Source organism: Flavobacterium sp. GSP6 (assembly GCF_003984855.1).
Lineage (GTDB): Bacteria > Bacteroidota > Bacteroidia > Flavobacteriales > Flavobacteriaceae > Flavobacterium.
Genome location: NZ_RYDO01000001.1, coordinates 86,754 through 102,122 on the forward strand (window position 1 = coordinate 86,754; position 15,369 = coordinate 102,122).

Here is a 15,369-nt window from a genome sequence, read left to right on the forward strand (position 1 = left end):
GAAGGCTGGAAGCTTTAGAAATGTCTTATTCCCCGCCCAATAGCTCCATCAATTCCAAAGCTCTCCTGGTGTACTTTACATTGTCAAAAGTCAACAGTAATCGCAAACCAGCCGGCGTTTGTTTTTCTTTCATTTTACAAATAGAACTGTTTTTTTGCACAAACAGTAGGACTTGATTAAAACGTTTCGATTGGTAATAATCGGATTGTTGATCCGAAATGAAATACCCAATCATCTTGCCTTGTTTCATTACTAATTTTTCAATTCCAATGCGGGTAGCGATCCATTTGATACGAATACTGTTCATTAATGCTTTGGCACGTGGCGGCATTGGGCCAAAACGATCAATCAATTTATTTTGGAAAATGATGAGTTCTTCTTCGTTTTTTACAGCGCCTAATTCATTGTACAAACTCAATCGTTCCGATACATTATTGATGTATTCATCCGAAAATAATAACTCAAAATCAGTGTCGATTTGAAGGTCCTTGACATATTCTTTGGTTTCCAAATTATTTTCCTCCGGATACAAATCCTTGAATTCATTTTCTTTCAATTCATCAAGGGCTTCATTCATAATTTTTTGGTACGTATCAAAACCAATTTCGTTGATAAAACCGCTTTGTTCACCGCCCAATAAATCTCCGGCACCACGAATCTCAAGATCTTTCATCGCAATATTAAATCCACTTCCCAATTCACTAAATTGTTCCAAAGCCTGAATTCGTTTTCTAGCATCGTCTGTCATTGCGGAATACGGCGGGCAAATAAAATAACAAAACGCTTTCTTGTTGCTACGTCCTACACGACCGCGCATTTGATGTAAATCAGACAATCCAAAATTATTCGCATTATTGATGAAAATCGTGTTCGCATTAGGAACATCCAAACCGCTTTCGATGATGGTCGTGGCCACCAAAACATCAAATTCTCCGTTCATAAAAGCCAACATTAATTCCTCCAGTTTTCGTCCTTCCATTTGGCCGTGACCAATTCCAACTTTGGCATTGGGTACCAAACGCTGGATCATTCCGGCCACTTCTTTGATGTTTTCTATTCTGTTATTGATGAAAAACACCTGTCCGTTACGCTGAATTTCATACGAAATCGCATCCCGAATCAACTCTTCGCTAAAACCGACTACATTGGTTTCAATAGGATAACGATTGGGCGGTGGAGTTGTAATTACGGATAAATCACGCGCTGCCATCAACGAAAATTGTAATGTTCGTGGTATTGGAGTTGCGGTCAATGTCAGTGTATCAACATTGGCAGCTATGGTTTTCAGTTTGTCTTTTACATTAACTCCGAATTTTTGTTCCTCATCCACAATCAACAATCCAAGGTCTTTAAAAACTACATTTTTGTTGACCAGTTGGTGTGTTCCTATCACAATATCGAGTTTCCCTTCGGCTAGTAATTTTAAGGTTTCTGCTTTTTGTTTGGCAGTTCTAAAACGGTTTAAATAGCCAACGGAAACTGGCATATCTTTCAATCGTTCCGTAAAAGTACGGTAATGCTGGTATGCCAAAATAGTTGTAGGAACTAATATCGCCACTTGTTTGCTATTATCCACAGCTTTGAAAGCCGCACGAATAGCGACTTCAGTTTTACCAAAACCTACATCACCACAAACCAAGCGATCCATTGGACGGTCACTTTCCATATCCGCTTTTACTTCTGCCGTTGATTTAGTTTGGTCCGGCGTATCTTCATAAATGAACGAACTTTCCAGTTCATTTTGTAAATAACTGTCGGGCGCAAACTGGAATCCTTTTTCGAGTCTTCTTTTGGCATACAACTGAATCAAATTGAAGGCAATATGTTTGACACGCGCCTTGGTTTTTTGTTTTAAAATCTTCCAGGCGTTCGAACCCAATTTGTAAATTTTGGGTGGCGTTCCGTCTTTTCCGTTGTATTTTGAAATTTTGTGCAGCGAATGAATACTCACATACACAATATCATTATCGGCATACACGAGCTTGATGGCTTCTTGCGTTTTGCCTTCGACTTGTATTTTTTGCAGTCCTCCAAATCGTCCAATTCCGTGATCGATATGCGTCACATAATCCCCAACAGCTAAGGTCGTCAGTTCTTTTAACGTGATATTCTGCTTTTTCGAATAACCGTTTTTAATATTGAATTTATGATACCGTTCAAAAATCTGATGGTCAGTGTAACAGGTAATTTGGTTTTCCTCATCAATAAATCCTTGGTACAAAGGCAAAACAACCGTGTGATACTGCTTGCGGATATTCTCAGAATTGGCTTCATCCAAAGTTTTGAAAATATCATGAAATCGTTTGGCTTGAGCCTCATTAGAACAAAATAAATGATTCTTGTATCCATTGAAATGATTTTCATTCAGATTATTCAACAACAAATCAAATTGTTTGTTGAACGACGGCTGTGGTTGAATGTGAAATTCGAATTTTTTGGTGGTTCTAAAAATAGGTTTTGAACTCAATTCTACAATCGAGAAATCCAAGGCTCGTTTTATAAATTCGGCTTGATTCAAGAACAATTGCTCCGGGGATGACCGCTTTATTTCTTGCGATAATTTTGCGAAAGCTTCTTCGGCTTTGCCAAATTGCTTGTCTAATTGTGATAAAAAATCTTCAGTATTCTGGATGAAAATCACCGTTTTCTCTGAAATATAATCCAAGAAACTTTCTCTGTTTTCCTGAAAAACTTTGTTTTCCACATTAGGGATTATCGTAATTTTCTTCTGTTGTACCATTGACAATTGGGTCGCAACATCAAAGGTACGAATGCTCTCCACTTCATCTCCAAAAAACTCAATTCGGTACGGATTATCATTCGAAAACGAAAAGACGTCGACAATGCCACCACGAACCGAAAATTCTCCGGGTTCAGTAATAAAATCGACTCTTTTGAACTCGTATTCGAACAATACTTCATTGATAAAATCGATAGAAATTTTGTCACCAACAGCAACCTTCAACGTGTTTTTATCTAATTCTTTCCGGGTGACCACTTTCTCGAATAAGGCTTCGGGATAGGTGACAATAACGGCTGATTTCTTGCGGGAATTGATCCGGTTGAGGACTTCGGCGCGAAGCAAAACATTCGCATTATCCGTGTCTTCAATTTCGTACGGGCGGCGAAATGAACCAGGATAAAAGAGTACATCTTGTTCGCCAATCATTTGTTCCAGATCGTTCAAGTAATACGCTGCTTCTTCTTTATTGTTTAGAACAATTAGAAGAGGAAGTTCGGCTTTCTTAAAAACGGATCGAATTACAAATGAAAGTGCGGAGCCCAAAAGTCCCGACAGCTGTATTTTGATTTGCTTGTTTTCTAATAAACGAGCAACGATTTGCTGGGTTTTTGGCGAATTATCGTAGGTATTGTATAAGGCTGTTTTACTCAACGCGTGGAATATTTGGGTCGATTATCGGTGTATTGGGAATGGCTCTTGTGGTATCCATCATTTTCATTAACTCAGATTCCCCTTCCTCGATGGGAATCTTACTTTTCTCTATGATTTTGTCCATCTGTCTTTGAAGCGAAACCAATTCTAAATTGATTTCTGACACTAGCTGCGTTACTTTTTTATCTGGAATAGCATCTAAATTAATAAATAAATCCAACAATCGTACCTTAGTAATTAAGGTCGAAATTCTGCTTTTTATTTGAGGTTTACTGTATTCATAAGGGATATTTTCGTTTAAATCCATTACTTTTTTAGAAAGTGCTTTTGATTTTTGTTGGAACGCTTTAATTGATTTTCTGGGTTTCAGCGCTAATTCAGCCAAAAAAATACGCCAGGCATTCCAAGTAGCCAAACTTTTTTCAGAAGCCTCCGTAACTGGAGTATCATAAAAAACCCAACCCTTCTCTATGTTTTTAAAAATAATTTCTCTTCGCTGCATCTCTTTTTTATTTTCGGAAAGGCGTTTTTGATTATTATCCTGACAGGAAAACAAGAGCAAAGCAAGAGCAAAGAAGATTGCTGTTTTATATTTCATGTGTGGCAATTTGTTGTTTTTTACTGGCTGAATGCAATCGCTATACGCTCTTACTTTTGCAAACGAAAACCCATTATGCTCGTTTAAAAATCGCCATTAATTTAGGTGCAAAGTTACAAAGTAAATTTACAATTACGAATTACGGCATCGGAATAACTATCTAATATCCCTAAAGCAGATTTTATATTTAAAACCTATAAAATTAAGAAACATAGCTTGTTTTTAATTACAACTTTAAGAATTTAACAGTATTTTTTATCAAAATTATGTTATTTACGAAAACGTTATCTTTGTTTTTTAAAACAGACAAAAATGAGTACTAAAATATTAATTATTGGCGCTTGCGGCCAGATAGGAACGGAACTTACCCAAAAATTACGAAAAATATACGGAACAGAAAATGTAATTGCTTCGGATATTCGAAAGTTAAATATTGACGTTGTCAATTCCGGTCCATTTGAAGTGGTAAATGCCTTGGATTTCAATCAAATTGAACATCTGGTGGAATTGCATCAGATTGACGAGGTCTATTTGATGGCAGCACTTTTATCAGCTACAGCAGAAAAAAACCCAGCTTTTGCTTGGGATTTGAATATGAATTCGTTATTTCATGTTTTAAATTTGGCGAAAGCCGGAAAAATAAAAAAAATATTCTGGCCTTCGAGTATTGCTGTTTTTGGTCCAACAACACCCAGAGAAAATACGCCGCAATACACAATCATGGAACCTTCAACGGTGTACGGAATCAGTAAACAAGCTGGCGAAAGATGGTGCGAATACTACCATAATATTTTTGGTGTAGATGTAAGAAGCATTCGTTATCCTGGTTTAATTAGCTGGTCATCGCCTCCTGGTGGCGGTACAACGGATTATGCGGTAGATATTTTTCACAAGGCGATTTCGGATAAAACATACGAATGCTTTTTATCCTTCAAAACTAAAATGCCCATGATGTACATGGACGATGCGATTGCTGCGACGATTCAAATTATGCAAGCGCCGGTAGAACAAATAAAAATTCATTCTTCGTATAATTTGGCGGCAATGAGCTTTACACCAACGCAGATTGCTGCCGAAATCCAGAAACATATTCCTGAGTTTACGATCACTTATGAGCCGGACTTCCGTCAAAAAATAGCCGATAGCTGGCCAGCGAGTATTGATGACGCTGAGGCTAGAAAGGACTGGGGATGGAAACATGAATTTAATTTAGAAACGATGACTGTCGATATGTTGGAGCATTTGAAGTAAATCATTTAACAATATAAACCAAAAAAAAGTCTAGTTGTTGAACTAGACTTTTTTTATAACGTTTCAATAGTAGTTACTTTATCTCGTACGTATTGTTTTCCTTTTTCAAATCAGCCATTAATCCGCTTGGGTCAATGGTAATTTTTTTGATGGAAGTTTTCGATTTAGAAATATCAAATTCAAAGGTTGGGTACGCCCACGCCCAATCATTCAAAACCGTTCTTTTTATGGCGGGATTTGGATTTTCTTTTTCGAAACTCATCATGCGCAACGGAATGTAGAAACTTTCCGTTGTTCCATCTGTGTACTCCACTAATAAATCAATTGGCATTGGCATTCTACCAATTCTTTCTAAAGTAACGGTTGTTTTGTCTCCATTTTCTTTTATATCCTTAATACCATAATCAATAGTATTGGTGGTTTCTGTCCAATCCACTAAGTACCAATCGAGATTTGCTCCAGAAATTCGTTCTGCAGATCTTTTAATGTCATTTGGCGTAGGGTGCTTGAATTTAAAATCGCTGTAATATTTCTTCAATGTTTTCATGACATTATCTTTTCCAATCAAATACATCAATTGAGTCAAGAAAATTTCCCCTTTACTATACGATGTGATGCTGTAGACTCTGTTTTCATCAAAACGATCTGCATGCGTTCCTTGTGGTAATTCTTTTCCCGAATTTGCCATAGAAAAATAACCGGTATAGGCTCCTGTATAAGGGTTTTCTACTTTTTTATTTGCAATTTCATTCAGTCCAAAATCTTCCAGAAATGAGGTAAAACCTTCGTCCATCCATCCGTGTTTTGATTCATTGGAAGCCAAAACATGTTGGAACCAAGAGTGCGCCATTTCGTGTGCAGTTACTCCAAGCAATCCTTCAAAACTACCTTGTCCTAAAATCAGTGTACACATGGCATATTCCATACCACCATCGCCACCCTGAATCACAGAATATTGTTTGTACGGATAATCCCCTACCGTTTTGTTGTAAATTTCCATTAACTGGACCGTTTTTGGTTGCAGGTTTTTCCAGTTTTGAATGTATTTAGGGTTGTTTTTATACAAAAAATGCAAATCAACACCGTTAGGCCCTTTTACTACATCGTGAATGTAATCTGGATCAGCAGCCCATGTAAAATCATGAACCATTGGTGCATTAAAATGCCAAGTCAACATTTTTGTTTTCTTTGGAACAGACACAACAACACCTTGGTCTTGATAGCCGTGACCAATTTCATTTTTGTTTTGTAAATAACCGGTACCGCCTAAAACGTAATCCTTGTCAATAGTAATATTCACGTCAAAATTTCCCCAAACACCATGAAATTCTCTGGCAATGTAAGGATCTGCGTGCCAACCTTCAAAATCAAATTCAGCCATTTTTGGATACCATTGCGACATAGATAATGCTACACCTTCAGCATTATTTCTTCCGGAACGACGAATCTGAATGGGAACCTGACCCTCAAAATCTAATGTAAATGTAGTTTTAGTATTCGGTAATATTGGCTTGGCCAAAGTCACTTCAAGAATAGTTCCAACCTCTTTTGCAGTAGCAACTGCTCCATCTTGTTTAAAATTAGAAATTCGCAAAAAACCAATTTCATTTGGTTTCAGGTTTTTAATGCGGCTTTCCTTCACTTCTTTACCGTCTACTTTTATTTTGGTGACCATTCTGCCGTCAGGATCTTTGATACTTTGGATTCTGGCATCCATTTCGCTTCCGGGCTGAAAGGCATTATTAAATAGGTGATAATATACTTTTCTCAAAGTATCCGAAGAATTATTGGTGTATACCAATTCCTGCTTCCCGGTGTACTGGTATGTTTTTACATCCAAGGTAACATCCATTTTGTAATCGACATGTTGTTGCCAATACGAGGAGTTTTGGGCAAAAACAGTTCCGAGACCAAAAACAACAAAAGAAAATAAAAGTAATTTTTTCATAGGTAGGTTTAAATAAAAATGGAAGGACAAACTGCCCTTCCAAGTACTAAATTCTTAAAATATTATTTTTTAGACATTTTTTCTGCCATGAGTAAAGCATTGTATGCATTTACTATTTTACCAGATTTAGAAAGTGCCGAAAAGGGACGCGTGTCATTTGGTTTTCCTCCCACAATAACAGCTGTTGTAATTGCAATTCCGGAATCCATCAAGATGTGTTTTACTTGTTGCGCGGATAATTTTGGGTAATACGAACGGATCAAAGCCGCTACTCCGGCAACGTTTGGCGCAGCCATTGAAGTTCCTTGCAAGTATTTATAAGTATCGTTTGGAGTTGTAGCATAGATTTTTACGCCAGGCGCAAAAACATCTACATTAATTTTTCCAATGTTAGAAAAACGAGCCACCACTTTGTTTCCATATTCAAAATTTAAAGCCCCAATTGTGATAAAATTATCTGCAAACTCTGTTATTTTATCCTCAGAGTCATTTGGAAAATTGTCTGCATAATCGATGTCTTTTGCGTCATTTCCGGCTGCATGTACAATCAAGACGTCTTTTTTCTCTGCATATTTTATAGCATCGTACACCCATTGCTTGTGAGGAGAAAAGCCTTTTCCAAAACTTCCGTTGATTACTTTGGCTCCATTATCTACTGCGTAACGAATTCCAAGTGCAATATCTTTATCATACTCATCTCCATCCGGCACAGCGCGAACGGTCAGAATTTGAACATTATTAGCCACACCATCACCCCCCAAAGTATTATTTCTGGTTTGAGCAACAATTCCGGCAACGTGAGTCCCATGAAGAATTTCATTCTTGTCTGGTCCCATCACATTATTGTTTCCGTATTTAGTATCCGTAATATCATTTGGATTATCTCCTACCACTTTACGGTAGTCTGTTTTTAGATTGTCTCCGTTTATAAGGGCAACCTGATCGTCTAATTGTTTTTGAATAGCCACTTTTAGTTCCGCAATTGGCAATCCATAAGAAAGCATTTGTTGCATAGCCGCTTTGCTCTTTTGTATTTCCAGTTCTTGCGAAACAATCGCATTTACCTCTTCAATGGTATAAACTGACTTACCAAAATGTTTTACTAAAGTAGCATCGCTGGTCATAAGAGCCGCTAACATTTGCTCGGAACGTGTTTTTCCTGCCGCAGCATCAGCCACTTTTTTGTCATTCAACGCTTTTGCAGCTTGATAGGTAACGTCATCTACCAGGGTTTTATCTTTGATAATCCTTTCGTATTCCAGATTCTCTTTGGTACTATCTCCAAGAAAATTCCAACCGTGAATATCATCAATATATCCATTTTTGTCATCGTCAATTCCGTTTCCGGGAATTTCTTTGGTATTAGTCCAAAGTGCCGATTTTAAATCCTCATGTTCAATATCCACTCCCGAATCTACAATCCCAACAATAACAGGCACGCCTTTTTTACCCTTCAATAATTCAGCATACGCTTTATCTACGCTCATTCCGGGAATCGTGTCAGTAACAATATCTAAATGGCTCCAACGTTTCAAGTCATTTTCAGTTATTGGTGCTTTTTTTGTAATATTCAAAGGAGCGCTTATGGCAACCAGTCCAGAAATTGAAGTATTTGAAACTTGTCTTGAAGCGCCACAACCTGCTAATGCTAATAAAGCAAAAGCAGAAATGCAAATGGGTTTAATGGTATTCATCGAAAATGTTTTTTGTTAATTTTAAAATATTTGTCTAAAATAATTTTTTTTGTTACAACTGAAACTATACTTAACACTACGTTAAGACTTCATCACATGAAAACCGTTCTTTCAAACGCACCCCTTTTTCCGTTTTTTCAACCGTTATGATTTCGTTATGCGCATCATGTTCTAAAAATAAATAGTAATTATTTTCTGCTGCAGCATTTAGAAATTTCGCTTTTTCAGGCATCGTTAACAAAGGTCTGGTGTCATAACCCATGACATACGCAATGGGAACGTGTCCGGCTGTTGCCAATAAATCAGCGCAAAAAACGATTGTTTTGTCCTTGTATTGTATGTGCGGAATCATTTGCTTTTCCGTATGTCCATCAGCAAAGAAGATGCCAAAACCCAATTCCGATTTTGCCAGAAAATCGCCTTCCGGTCTTTGGATGAAATGCAACTGACCGCTTTCCTGTATCGGCAAAATGTTTTCAGACAAGAACGATGCTTTCTCTCTGGGATTTGGTTTGGTTGCCCATTCCCAGTGATTTTCGTTACTCCAGAATTTAGCGTTTTTAAAAGCCGGTTCATACCCCGTTTTGCCCTTATTCCATTGTACACTGCCCCCACAATGGTCAAAATGCAAATGCGTCATAAAAACATCCGTGACATCATCCCGATGAAAACCGTGTTTAGCTAATGAGTTGTCCATCGAATGGGTACCCCAAAGCGAGTAATACCCAAAAAATTTATCGGATTGTTTGTTTCCCATTCCGGTATCAATCAAAATCAATCGATTTCCCTCTTCAATTAGTAAACAACGAGCGGCAATGTCAATCAGGTTATTCTCATCTGCGGGATTGGTTTTGTTCCAAATGGTTTTTGGCACTACGCCAAACATTGCACCTCCATCTAATTTAAAGTTTCCAGTTTCTATGGGGTATAATTTCATGTTTTTGTGTTTTTTGAGAAGTTTCAAAGTTAAGGAATTCAAATGCTTTTAGTTGTTTAAAATAGCTTTTTTCTATTTTTGTATTGGTTATAAAAATGTTATCAACTATGTAAAAAGCTTTTTATATACTATCTTTGTCTTTAATTTAGACAAAATCAATATAAGCTATGATAAAAGTTTCTGACACAGCAAGAAAAAAAATCATCGATTTAATGCAAGATGATGGTTTTGACGCCTCCATAGACTACGTGAGAGTAGGTGTGAAAAGCGGCGGATGTTCTGGATTGTCTTATGATTTAAAATTTGATAAAACAAAAAGCGACGACGATAAGATTTTTATTGACAACGATATCACTATTGCTGTCGAAAAAAAATCCTTTCTGTACCTAGCCGGAACAGTATTAGAATTTTCAGGAGGAATAAATGGCAAAGGATTTGTTTTTAATAATCCTAATGCCAATAGAACATGTGGTTGCGGTGAGAGTTTCTCTCTTTAATTTAAAGATTGAAAAATTTAAAAATTAAAAGATTAATGATAGTATGACAAAATCATTTGAAGAATTTGATGTCCATAAAAAAGGTATTGTCTTAACTAAATTAGTTTTTGAATTATTAAATAATAAATCCTTGGAAAAAGAATTTGGTTTTAAGGACCAAATAAAAAGAGCAGTAGTTTCAATTACAAATAATATTGCCGAAGGTTCAGAATACAACAGTAATAGACAATTTACAAGATATTTAAAAATCTCCAAAGGCAGTTGTGCTGAGGTTAGAAATATGTTGGTATTATCCAGATAGTTAGGTTTTTGCAATCACGAAGAAATTCAAAAAAGTTATAATTTAACTATTGAGATTTCTCAAAACCTTTCTAATTTTATTAAATATTTAGACACAAATAATAAAGTTTAATATTCAATAATTGAATCTTTAAATCTTTAAATCTTTAAATCAGAATGAGCAAATATACAGAAGACGACTTAAAAATCGAACTCGAAAATAAAGAATACGAATACGGATTTTACACTGAATTAGAATCAGAAACGTTTCCTATAGGTTTAAATGAAGATATCGTTCGTGCTATTTCGCACAAAAAAGGAGAACCACAATGGATGACTGATTGGCGTCTTGAGGCTTTTCGTGCTTGGGAGCAAATGACAGAGCCAGAATGGGCAAATGTGCATTATACCAAACCTGATTTTCAGGCTATTTCCTATTATTCAGCTCCAAAAGCGGTAGATCCAAATAAAACATTGGATGATGTAGATCCGGAACTTTTAGAAATGTACAAAAAGTTAGGCATCTCTGTCGATGAGCAAAAGATGATGAATAATGTAGCTATGGATATCGTTGTGGATTCCGTTTCAGTAGCAACGACTTTCAAAAAAACATTAGGCGAAAAAGGAATTATCTTCATGAGTATTTCTGAAGCCATCAAAGAACATCCCGAATTAGTTCGTAAATATTTAGGGACAGTTGTACCGCAAAAAGACAACTTTTATGCAGCGCTGAATTCGGCAGTTTTCTCGGATGGATCTTTCTGTTATATTCCAAAAGGCATTCGTTGTCCAATGGAACTTTCGACCTATTTTAGAATTAATCAAGCAGGAACAGGACAATTTGAAAGAACATTATTAATTGCTGACGAAGGTAGCTATGTGTCTTACTTAGAAGGTTGCACCGCTCCAAGTCGTGATGAAAATCAATTGCACGCTGCAGTAGTAGAATTAATCGCTTTGGACGATGCCGAAATAAAATATTCAACCGTACAAAACTGGTATCCGGGAAACAAAGAAGGAAAAGGCGGCGTTTTCAACTTTGTAACCAAAAGAGGAATTTGCGAGAAAAACGCAAAAATTTCCTGGACACAAGTGGAGACCGGCTCTGCAATAACATGGAAATATCCTTCGGTTATTTTAAAAGGAGACAATTCAACCGGCGAATTTTATTCGATTGCGGTGACCAATAATTTCCAACAAGCCGATACAGGAACTAAGATGGTGCATCTAGGTAAAAACACTAAATCTACTATTATATCTAAAGGGATTTCTGCCGGAAGATCACAAAATAGTTACAGAGGTTTGGTGCGCATTTCAGCAAACGCAGAGAACGCTAGAAACTTTTCACAATGTGATTCCTTATTAATGGGAAACAATTGTGGCGCGCATACCTTTCCTTATATCGAAAGCAAAAATCCATCGGCAAAAATCGAACATGAGGCTACGACAAGTAAAATTGGCGAAGACCAAGTTTTCTATTGCAACCAACGTGGAATTCCAACCGAAAAAGCTATTGCTTTAATCGTAAACGGTTTCAGTAAAGATGTATTGAATAAGTTACCAATGGAATTCGCCGTAGAAGCACAAAAATTATTAGAAATTTCGTTAGAAGGTTCTGTAGGGTAATTTTTTAAATCTAAATATTATGGATATAATTTTAAAAAATGTAAAGAAAAAAGATTTTCCAGTGTTAAAATCGTTGGCGAAATCACTTGGATTTGAAATTGTAAAAGAAGAAAATCCATATAACCCTGAGTTTGTAAAAGAAATTTTGGAAGCAGAACAAAGTATTAAAAACGGGAAAGGGATAAAAATGACGATGGAAGAAATACGTGCTTTATGCAAATAGTATTTACGACTAAAGCTAGAAAAGATTTAGATTTTTGGATTAAATCTGGAAATAAAAATATTTTAAATAAAATTACAGATTTAATAGAAGACATTCAACTACATCCTTTTGAAGGAATTGGAAAGCCTGAACAATTGAAATACCAGCTTTCTGGAAAATGGTCAAGAAGAATAAATCAAGAACATCGTATTATATATAAAGTTACCGAGAAAATACAATTGAAATATTAGACATTTTATCACTAAAAGGTCATTACGAATAAACAAAGAAACAAATGTTAAGTATAAAAAATTTACACGCCTCCATTGGGGACAAAGAAATATTAAAAGGAATCAACCTTGAAGTAAAAGCGGGAGAAATTCACGCGATAATGGGACCAAACGGTGCCGGAAAAAGTACGTTAGCCTCCATCATTGCAGGAAACGAAAACTACGAAGTAACCGAAGGCGAAATCACTTTAGACGGAGAAGACCTTTCGGAATTGGCACCAGAAGAAAGAGCGCACAAAGGCGTTTTTCTTTCGTTCCAATATCCAGTGGAAATTCCAGGAGTTTCAGTTACCAACTTCATGAGAACAGCAATCAACGAAACCCGTAAAGCTAAAGGATTAGAAGAAATGCCTTCTAATGAAATGCTAAAAGTGATTCGGGAGAAATCAGAATTATTAGAAATTGACCGTAAATTTTTGTCTCGCTCTTTAAACGAAGGTTTTTCTGGTGGTGAGAAAAAAAGGAATGAAATTTTCCAAATGGCAATGCTAGAACCAAAATTGGCTATTCTTGATGAAACTGATTCTGGACTTGATATTGATGCCTTGCGTATTGTTGCAAATGGGGTAAACAAACTAAAAAGCGACAAAAATGCAATTGTAGTGATCACACACTACCAAAGATTGTTAGACTATATCGTTCCTGATTTTGTTCACGTATTGTACAATGGAAAAATTGTAAAATCTGGTGGAAAAGAACTGGCACACGAACTGGAAGAAAAAGGATACGACTGGATTAAACAAGAACAAGAAGCTTAAAATTAAAATAGTCTAAAGTCGAAGGTCATAAAGTCAAAAGAAAAAAGTAATGGGAAAATTTAATTCTTTCGAAGAAATTAATTCTTGGCAAAAAGCAAGAGTTTTTAACAAAAAAGTTTACTTAGTTACCGAAAATACAAATTTCAAGAAAGACTTTGATTTCACTAGACAAATTAGGCGAGCATCAATTTCTATATCATCAAATATCGCGCTGAAGGCTTTGAGAGAAATACAGACAAAGAGTTTATTTACTTTTTATATGTTGCTAAAGCTTCCGCCGGAGAAGTTCGTTCTCAATTATATTTAGCATTTGATTTAGATTATATTACTAAAGAAGAATTTGAAAAACTTTTAGAATCAGTAACAGAAATATCAAAATTGTTAAGTGGTTTTATTAAATACCTAGAATCTAGTCGTAAAGTTTAAAAATCGAAAGTCGAAAGTCTAAAATAGTTGAATCAGCTATTTTATGCTTATACCGACTTTAAGACATTTGACTTTCGACTTTAAGACTTAAATAAAAATGGAATTAAAAGAAAAATTACTATCGTCTTTTATGGCTTTCGAAGAACGCATTGATGTACATTCTGAACTTCATGACGTGAGAACTGCTGCCATAAAAAACTTCGAAAATAAAGGTTTCCCAACAAAAAAAGAGGAGTCTTGGAAATACACATCGCTAAACGCCATCCTGAAAAATGACTTTACCGTTTTTTCAAAACAGGAAAATGCAGTTGAATTCAACCATGTAAAAAAATATTTCTTACACGAAATAGACACCTACAAAGTAGTATTTATCGACGGTGTTTTCAGTTCTAATTTATCGTCAACCACACACGAAGGAATTGATGTTTGCTTAATGTCATCGGCATTGACCAAACCAAAATATAAAATGGTTATTGATACTTATTTTAATCAAATTGCCAGCAAAGAGGAAAGTCTAACATCATTGAATACGGCTTTCGCCAATGAAGGAGCGTATATCAATATCCCAAAAAGTAAAGTAGCTGACAAGCCTATTGAAATCATGTATTTCTCTACAGGGAATGAAGCAGCACTAATGGTTCAACCTAGAAATTTGATTATTGTAGGGGAGAATTCCCATGTACAAATTATTGAACGGCATCAAAGCTTAACCGAAAATCCCGTATTAACGAATTCTGTGACTGAGATTTTTGCTCAAAAACGCGCCATCGTTGATTATTATAAAATTCAAAACGATACGCTTGAAGCCAATCTCATTGACAATACCTACGTTTCTCAAAAACAAGAAAGCAGTGTATCCGTTAATACGTTTTGTTTTGGCGGAAACCTCACCAGAAACAACTTGAACTTTTATCATTTTGGAGAAAGAATCGTAAGTTATCTTAACGGAATAACAATAATTGGGGAGAAACAACACGTAGATCATTACACTCTAGTGCAGCACTCTACTCCTAATTGCGAAAGTCATCAAGATTATAAAGGAATCTATTCTGATCGCTCGACGGGCGTTTTCAACGGAAAGATTTTTGTAGAAAGAGAAGCCCAGAAAACCAATGCCTTTCAGAAAAGCAATAATATACTATTGAGTGATAAAGCAACAATCAACGCCAAACCGCAACTAGAAATTTTTGCTGATGATGTAAAATGTTCTCATGGTTGTACTATTGGACAATTGGACGAAACCGCAATGTTCTACATGCAAGCGCGTGGAATTCCTAAAAAAGAAGCCAAAGCGTTATTAATGTATGCCTTCTCCAATGCAGTTATTGAAAGCATTAAAATACCGGAACTCAAAAAACGAATTACTACGATTATTGCAACTAAATTAGGTGTAAAAATGGGATTCGATTTGTAATCAACACTAAAAAGAAGTTATAATAGTAACCCTGTCAGAGTTTAAAACTCTAACA

The 15,369-nt window shown here is 36.0% G+C and carries 15 protein-coding genes; 10 read left to right on the top strand and 5 right to left on the bottom strand.

Going from position 1 to position 15,369, the window contains the following annotated elements; translation table 11 throughout:
- Positions 1-25: 25 nt before the first annotated feature.
- Both mfd and EKM03_RS00375 read right to left on the bottom strand, forming a co-directional pair.
- Positions 26-3,394 carry a transcription-repair coupling factor gene (mfd, locus tag EKM03_RS00370; RefSeq protein ID WP_126739687.1) on the bottom strand — a complete coding sequence of 1,123 codons (3,369 nt, stop codon included), beginning with the start codon at positions 3,392-3,394 and terminating at the stop codon, positions 26-28.
- Positions 3,387-3,992 carry a hypothetical protein gene (locus EKM03_RS00375; RefSeq protein WP_126563506.1) on the bottom strand — a complete coding sequence of 202 codons (606 nt, stop codon included), beginning with the start codon at positions 3,990-3,992 and terminating at the stop codon, positions 3,387-3,389. Before EKM03_RS00375 ends, mfd begins: the two co-directional genes overlap by 8 nt.
- 312 nt (positions 3,993-4,304) lie before the next feature.
- Here EKM03_RS00375 and EKM03_RS00380 point away from each other — a divergent pair, with 312 nt between their 5' ends.
- Positions 4,305-5,243, top strand: coding sequence for an L-threonine 3-dehydrogenase (locus EKM03_RS00380; RefSeq protein WP_126739688.1), 939 nt, complete (start codon positions 4,305-4,307; stop codon positions 5,241-5,243).
- A 73-nt stretch (positions 5,244-5,316) separates the two neighbouring features.
- On the opposite strand, the gene EKM03_RS00385 is transcribed toward EKM03_RS00380, so the two are convergent.
- The 3 genes from EKM03_RS00385 to EKM03_RS00395 form a co-directional block, all read right to left on the bottom strand.
- Positions 5,317-7,191: a M1 family metallopeptidase gene (locus EKM03_RS00385; RefSeq protein WP_126457856.1), complete on the bottom strand. Its 1,875-nt coding sequence runs from the start codon at positions 7,189-7,191 to the stop codon at positions 5,317-5,319.
- A 62-nt stretch (positions 7,192-7,253) separates the two neighbouring features.
- Positions 7,254-8,885: a S8 family peptidase gene (locus EKM03_RS00390; RefSeq protein WP_126515245.1), complete on the bottom strand. Its 1,632-nt coding sequence runs from the start codon at positions 8,883-8,885 to the stop codon at positions 7,254-7,256.
- Between the two features lie 76 nt (positions 8,886-8,961).
- Positions 8,962-9,822 carry an MBL fold metallo-hydrolase gene (locus EKM03_RS00395; protein ID WP_126455803.1) on the bottom strand — a complete coding sequence of 287 codons (861 nt, stop codon included), beginning with the start codon at positions 9,820-9,822 and terminating at the stop codon, positions 8,962-8,964.
- A gap of 167 nt (positions 9,823-9,989) precedes the next feature.
- On the opposite strand from EKM03_RS00395, the gene EKM03_RS00400 reads away from it, so the two are divergent.
- The 9 genes from EKM03_RS00400 (at position 9,990) to sufD (ending at position 15,314) form a co-directional block, all read left to right on the top strand.
- Positions 9,990-10,319, top strand: a complete 330-nt coding sequence (locus EKM03_RS00400; RefSeq protein ID WP_126455801.1) for an iron-sulfur cluster assembly accessory protein — start codon at positions 9,990-9,992, stop codon at positions 10,317-10,319.
- 43 nt (positions 10,320-10,362) lie between these two features.
- Positions 10,363-10,620 (top strand): four helix bundle protein, encoded by a 258-nt coding sequence (locus tag EKM03_RS00405; RefSeq protein WP_126552925.1) that lies wholly within the window; start codon positions 10,363-10,365, stop codon positions 10,618-10,620.
- Between the two features lie 155 nt (positions 10,621-10,775).
- Positions 10,776-12,224, top strand: a complete 1,449-nt coding sequence (gene sufB / locus EKM03_RS00410; RefSeq protein ID WP_126457852.1) for a Fe-S cluster assembly protein SufB — start codon at positions 10,776-10,778, stop codon at positions 12,222-12,224.
- Between the two features lie 19 nt (positions 12,225-12,243).
- A complete protein-coding gene (locus EKM03_RS00415; protein ID WP_126457848.1) occupies positions 12,244-12,447 on the top strand; it encodes a DUF2683 family protein in 204 nt (67 codons plus the stop codon).
- Complete coding sequence (locus EKM03_RS00420; RefSeq protein WP_126457846.1) at positions 12,438-12,677, top strand: Txe/YoeB family addiction module toxin; 240 nt, start codon at positions 12,438-12,440, stop codon at positions 12,675-12,677. Before EKM03_RS00415 ends, EKM03_RS00420 begins: the two co-directional genes overlap by 10 nt.
- A gap of 44 nt (positions 12,678-12,721) precedes the next feature.
- Positions 12,722-13,474 (top strand): Fe-S cluster assembly ATPase SufC, encoded by a 753-nt coding sequence (gene sufC, locus EKM03_RS00425; protein ID WP_126455797.1) that lies wholly within the window; start codon positions 12,722-12,724, stop codon positions 13,472-13,474.
- A gap of 49 nt (positions 13,475-13,523) precedes the next feature.
- Positions 13,524-13,781 carry a four helix bundle protein gene (locus EKM03_RS00430; RefSeq protein WP_255416577.1) on the top strand — a complete coding sequence of 86 codons (258 nt, stop codon included), beginning with the start codon at positions 13,524-13,526 and terminating at the stop codon, positions 13,779-13,781.
- Positions 13,721-13,900 (top strand): four helix bundle protein, encoded by a 180-nt coding sequence (locus EKM03_RS15350; RefSeq protein WP_255416579.1) that lies wholly within the window; start codon positions 13,721-13,723, stop codon positions 13,898-13,900. The genes EKM03_RS00430 and EKM03_RS15350 overlap by 61 nt, the downstream gene beginning before the upstream one ends.
- A gap of 97 nt (positions 13,901-13,997) precedes the next feature.
- Positions 13,998-15,314, top strand: coding sequence for a Fe-S cluster assembly protein SufD (gene sufD / locus EKM03_RS00435; protein ID WP_126552917.1), 1,317 nt, complete (start codon positions 13,998-14,000; stop codon positions 15,312-15,314).
- The last annotated feature ends 55 nt before the right edge of the window (positions 15,315-15,369 follow it).

Excerpts from the sequence above, each read along its gene's own strand:
- EKM03_RS00375 (WP_126563506.1), bottom strand. The coding sequence starts at position 3,992 with ATGAAATATAAAACAGCAATCTTCTTTGCTCTTGCTTTGCTCTTGTTT.
- EKM03_RS00380 (WP_126739688.1), top strand. The coding sequence starts at position 4,305 with ATGAGTACTAAAATATTAATTATTGGCGCTTGCGGCCAGATAGGAACG.
- EKM03_RS00385 (WP_126457856.1), bottom strand. The coding sequence starts at position 7,191 with ATGAAAAAATTACTTTTATTTTCTTTTGTTGTTTTTGGTCTCGGAACT.
- EKM03_RS00390 (WP_126515245.1), bottom strand. The coding sequence starts at position 8,885 with ATGAATACCATTAAACCCATTTGCATTTCTGCTTTTGCTTTATTAGCA.
- EKM03_RS00395 (WP_126455803.1), bottom strand. The coding sequence starts at position 9,822 with ATGAAATTATACCCCATAGAAACTGGAAACTTTAAATTAGATGGAGGT.
- EKM03_RS00400 (WP_126455801.1), top strand. The coding sequence starts at position 9,990 with ATGATAAAAGTTTCTGACACAGCAAGAAAAAAAATCATCGATTTAATG.
- EKM03_RS00405 (WP_126552925.1), top strand. The coding sequence starts at position 10,363 with ATGACAAAATCATTTGAAGAATTTGATGTCCATAAAAAAGGTATTGTC.
- sufB (WP_126457852.1), top strand. The coding sequence starts at position 10,776 with ATGAGCAAATATACAGAAGACGACTTAAAAATCGAACTCGAAAATAAA.
- EKM03_RS00415 (WP_126457848.1), top strand. The coding sequence starts at position 12,244 with ATGGATATAATTTTAAAAAATGTAAAGAAAAAAGATTTTCCAGTGTTA.
- EKM03_RS00420 (WP_126457846.1), top strand. The coding sequence starts at position 12,438 with ATGCAAATAGTATTTACGACTAAAGCTAGAAAAGATTTAGATTTTTGG.
- sufC (WP_126455797.1), top strand. The coding sequence starts at position 12,722 with ATGTTAAGTATAAAAAATTTACACGCCTCCATTGGGGACAAAGAAATA.
- EKM03_RS00430 (WP_255416577.1), top strand. The coding sequence starts at position 13,524 with ATGGGAAAATTTAATTCTTTCGAAGAAATTAATTCTTGGCAAAAAGCA.
- sufD (WP_126552917.1), top strand. The coding sequence starts at position 13,998 with ATGGAATTAAAAGAAAAATTACTATCGTCTTTTATGGCTTTCGAAGAA.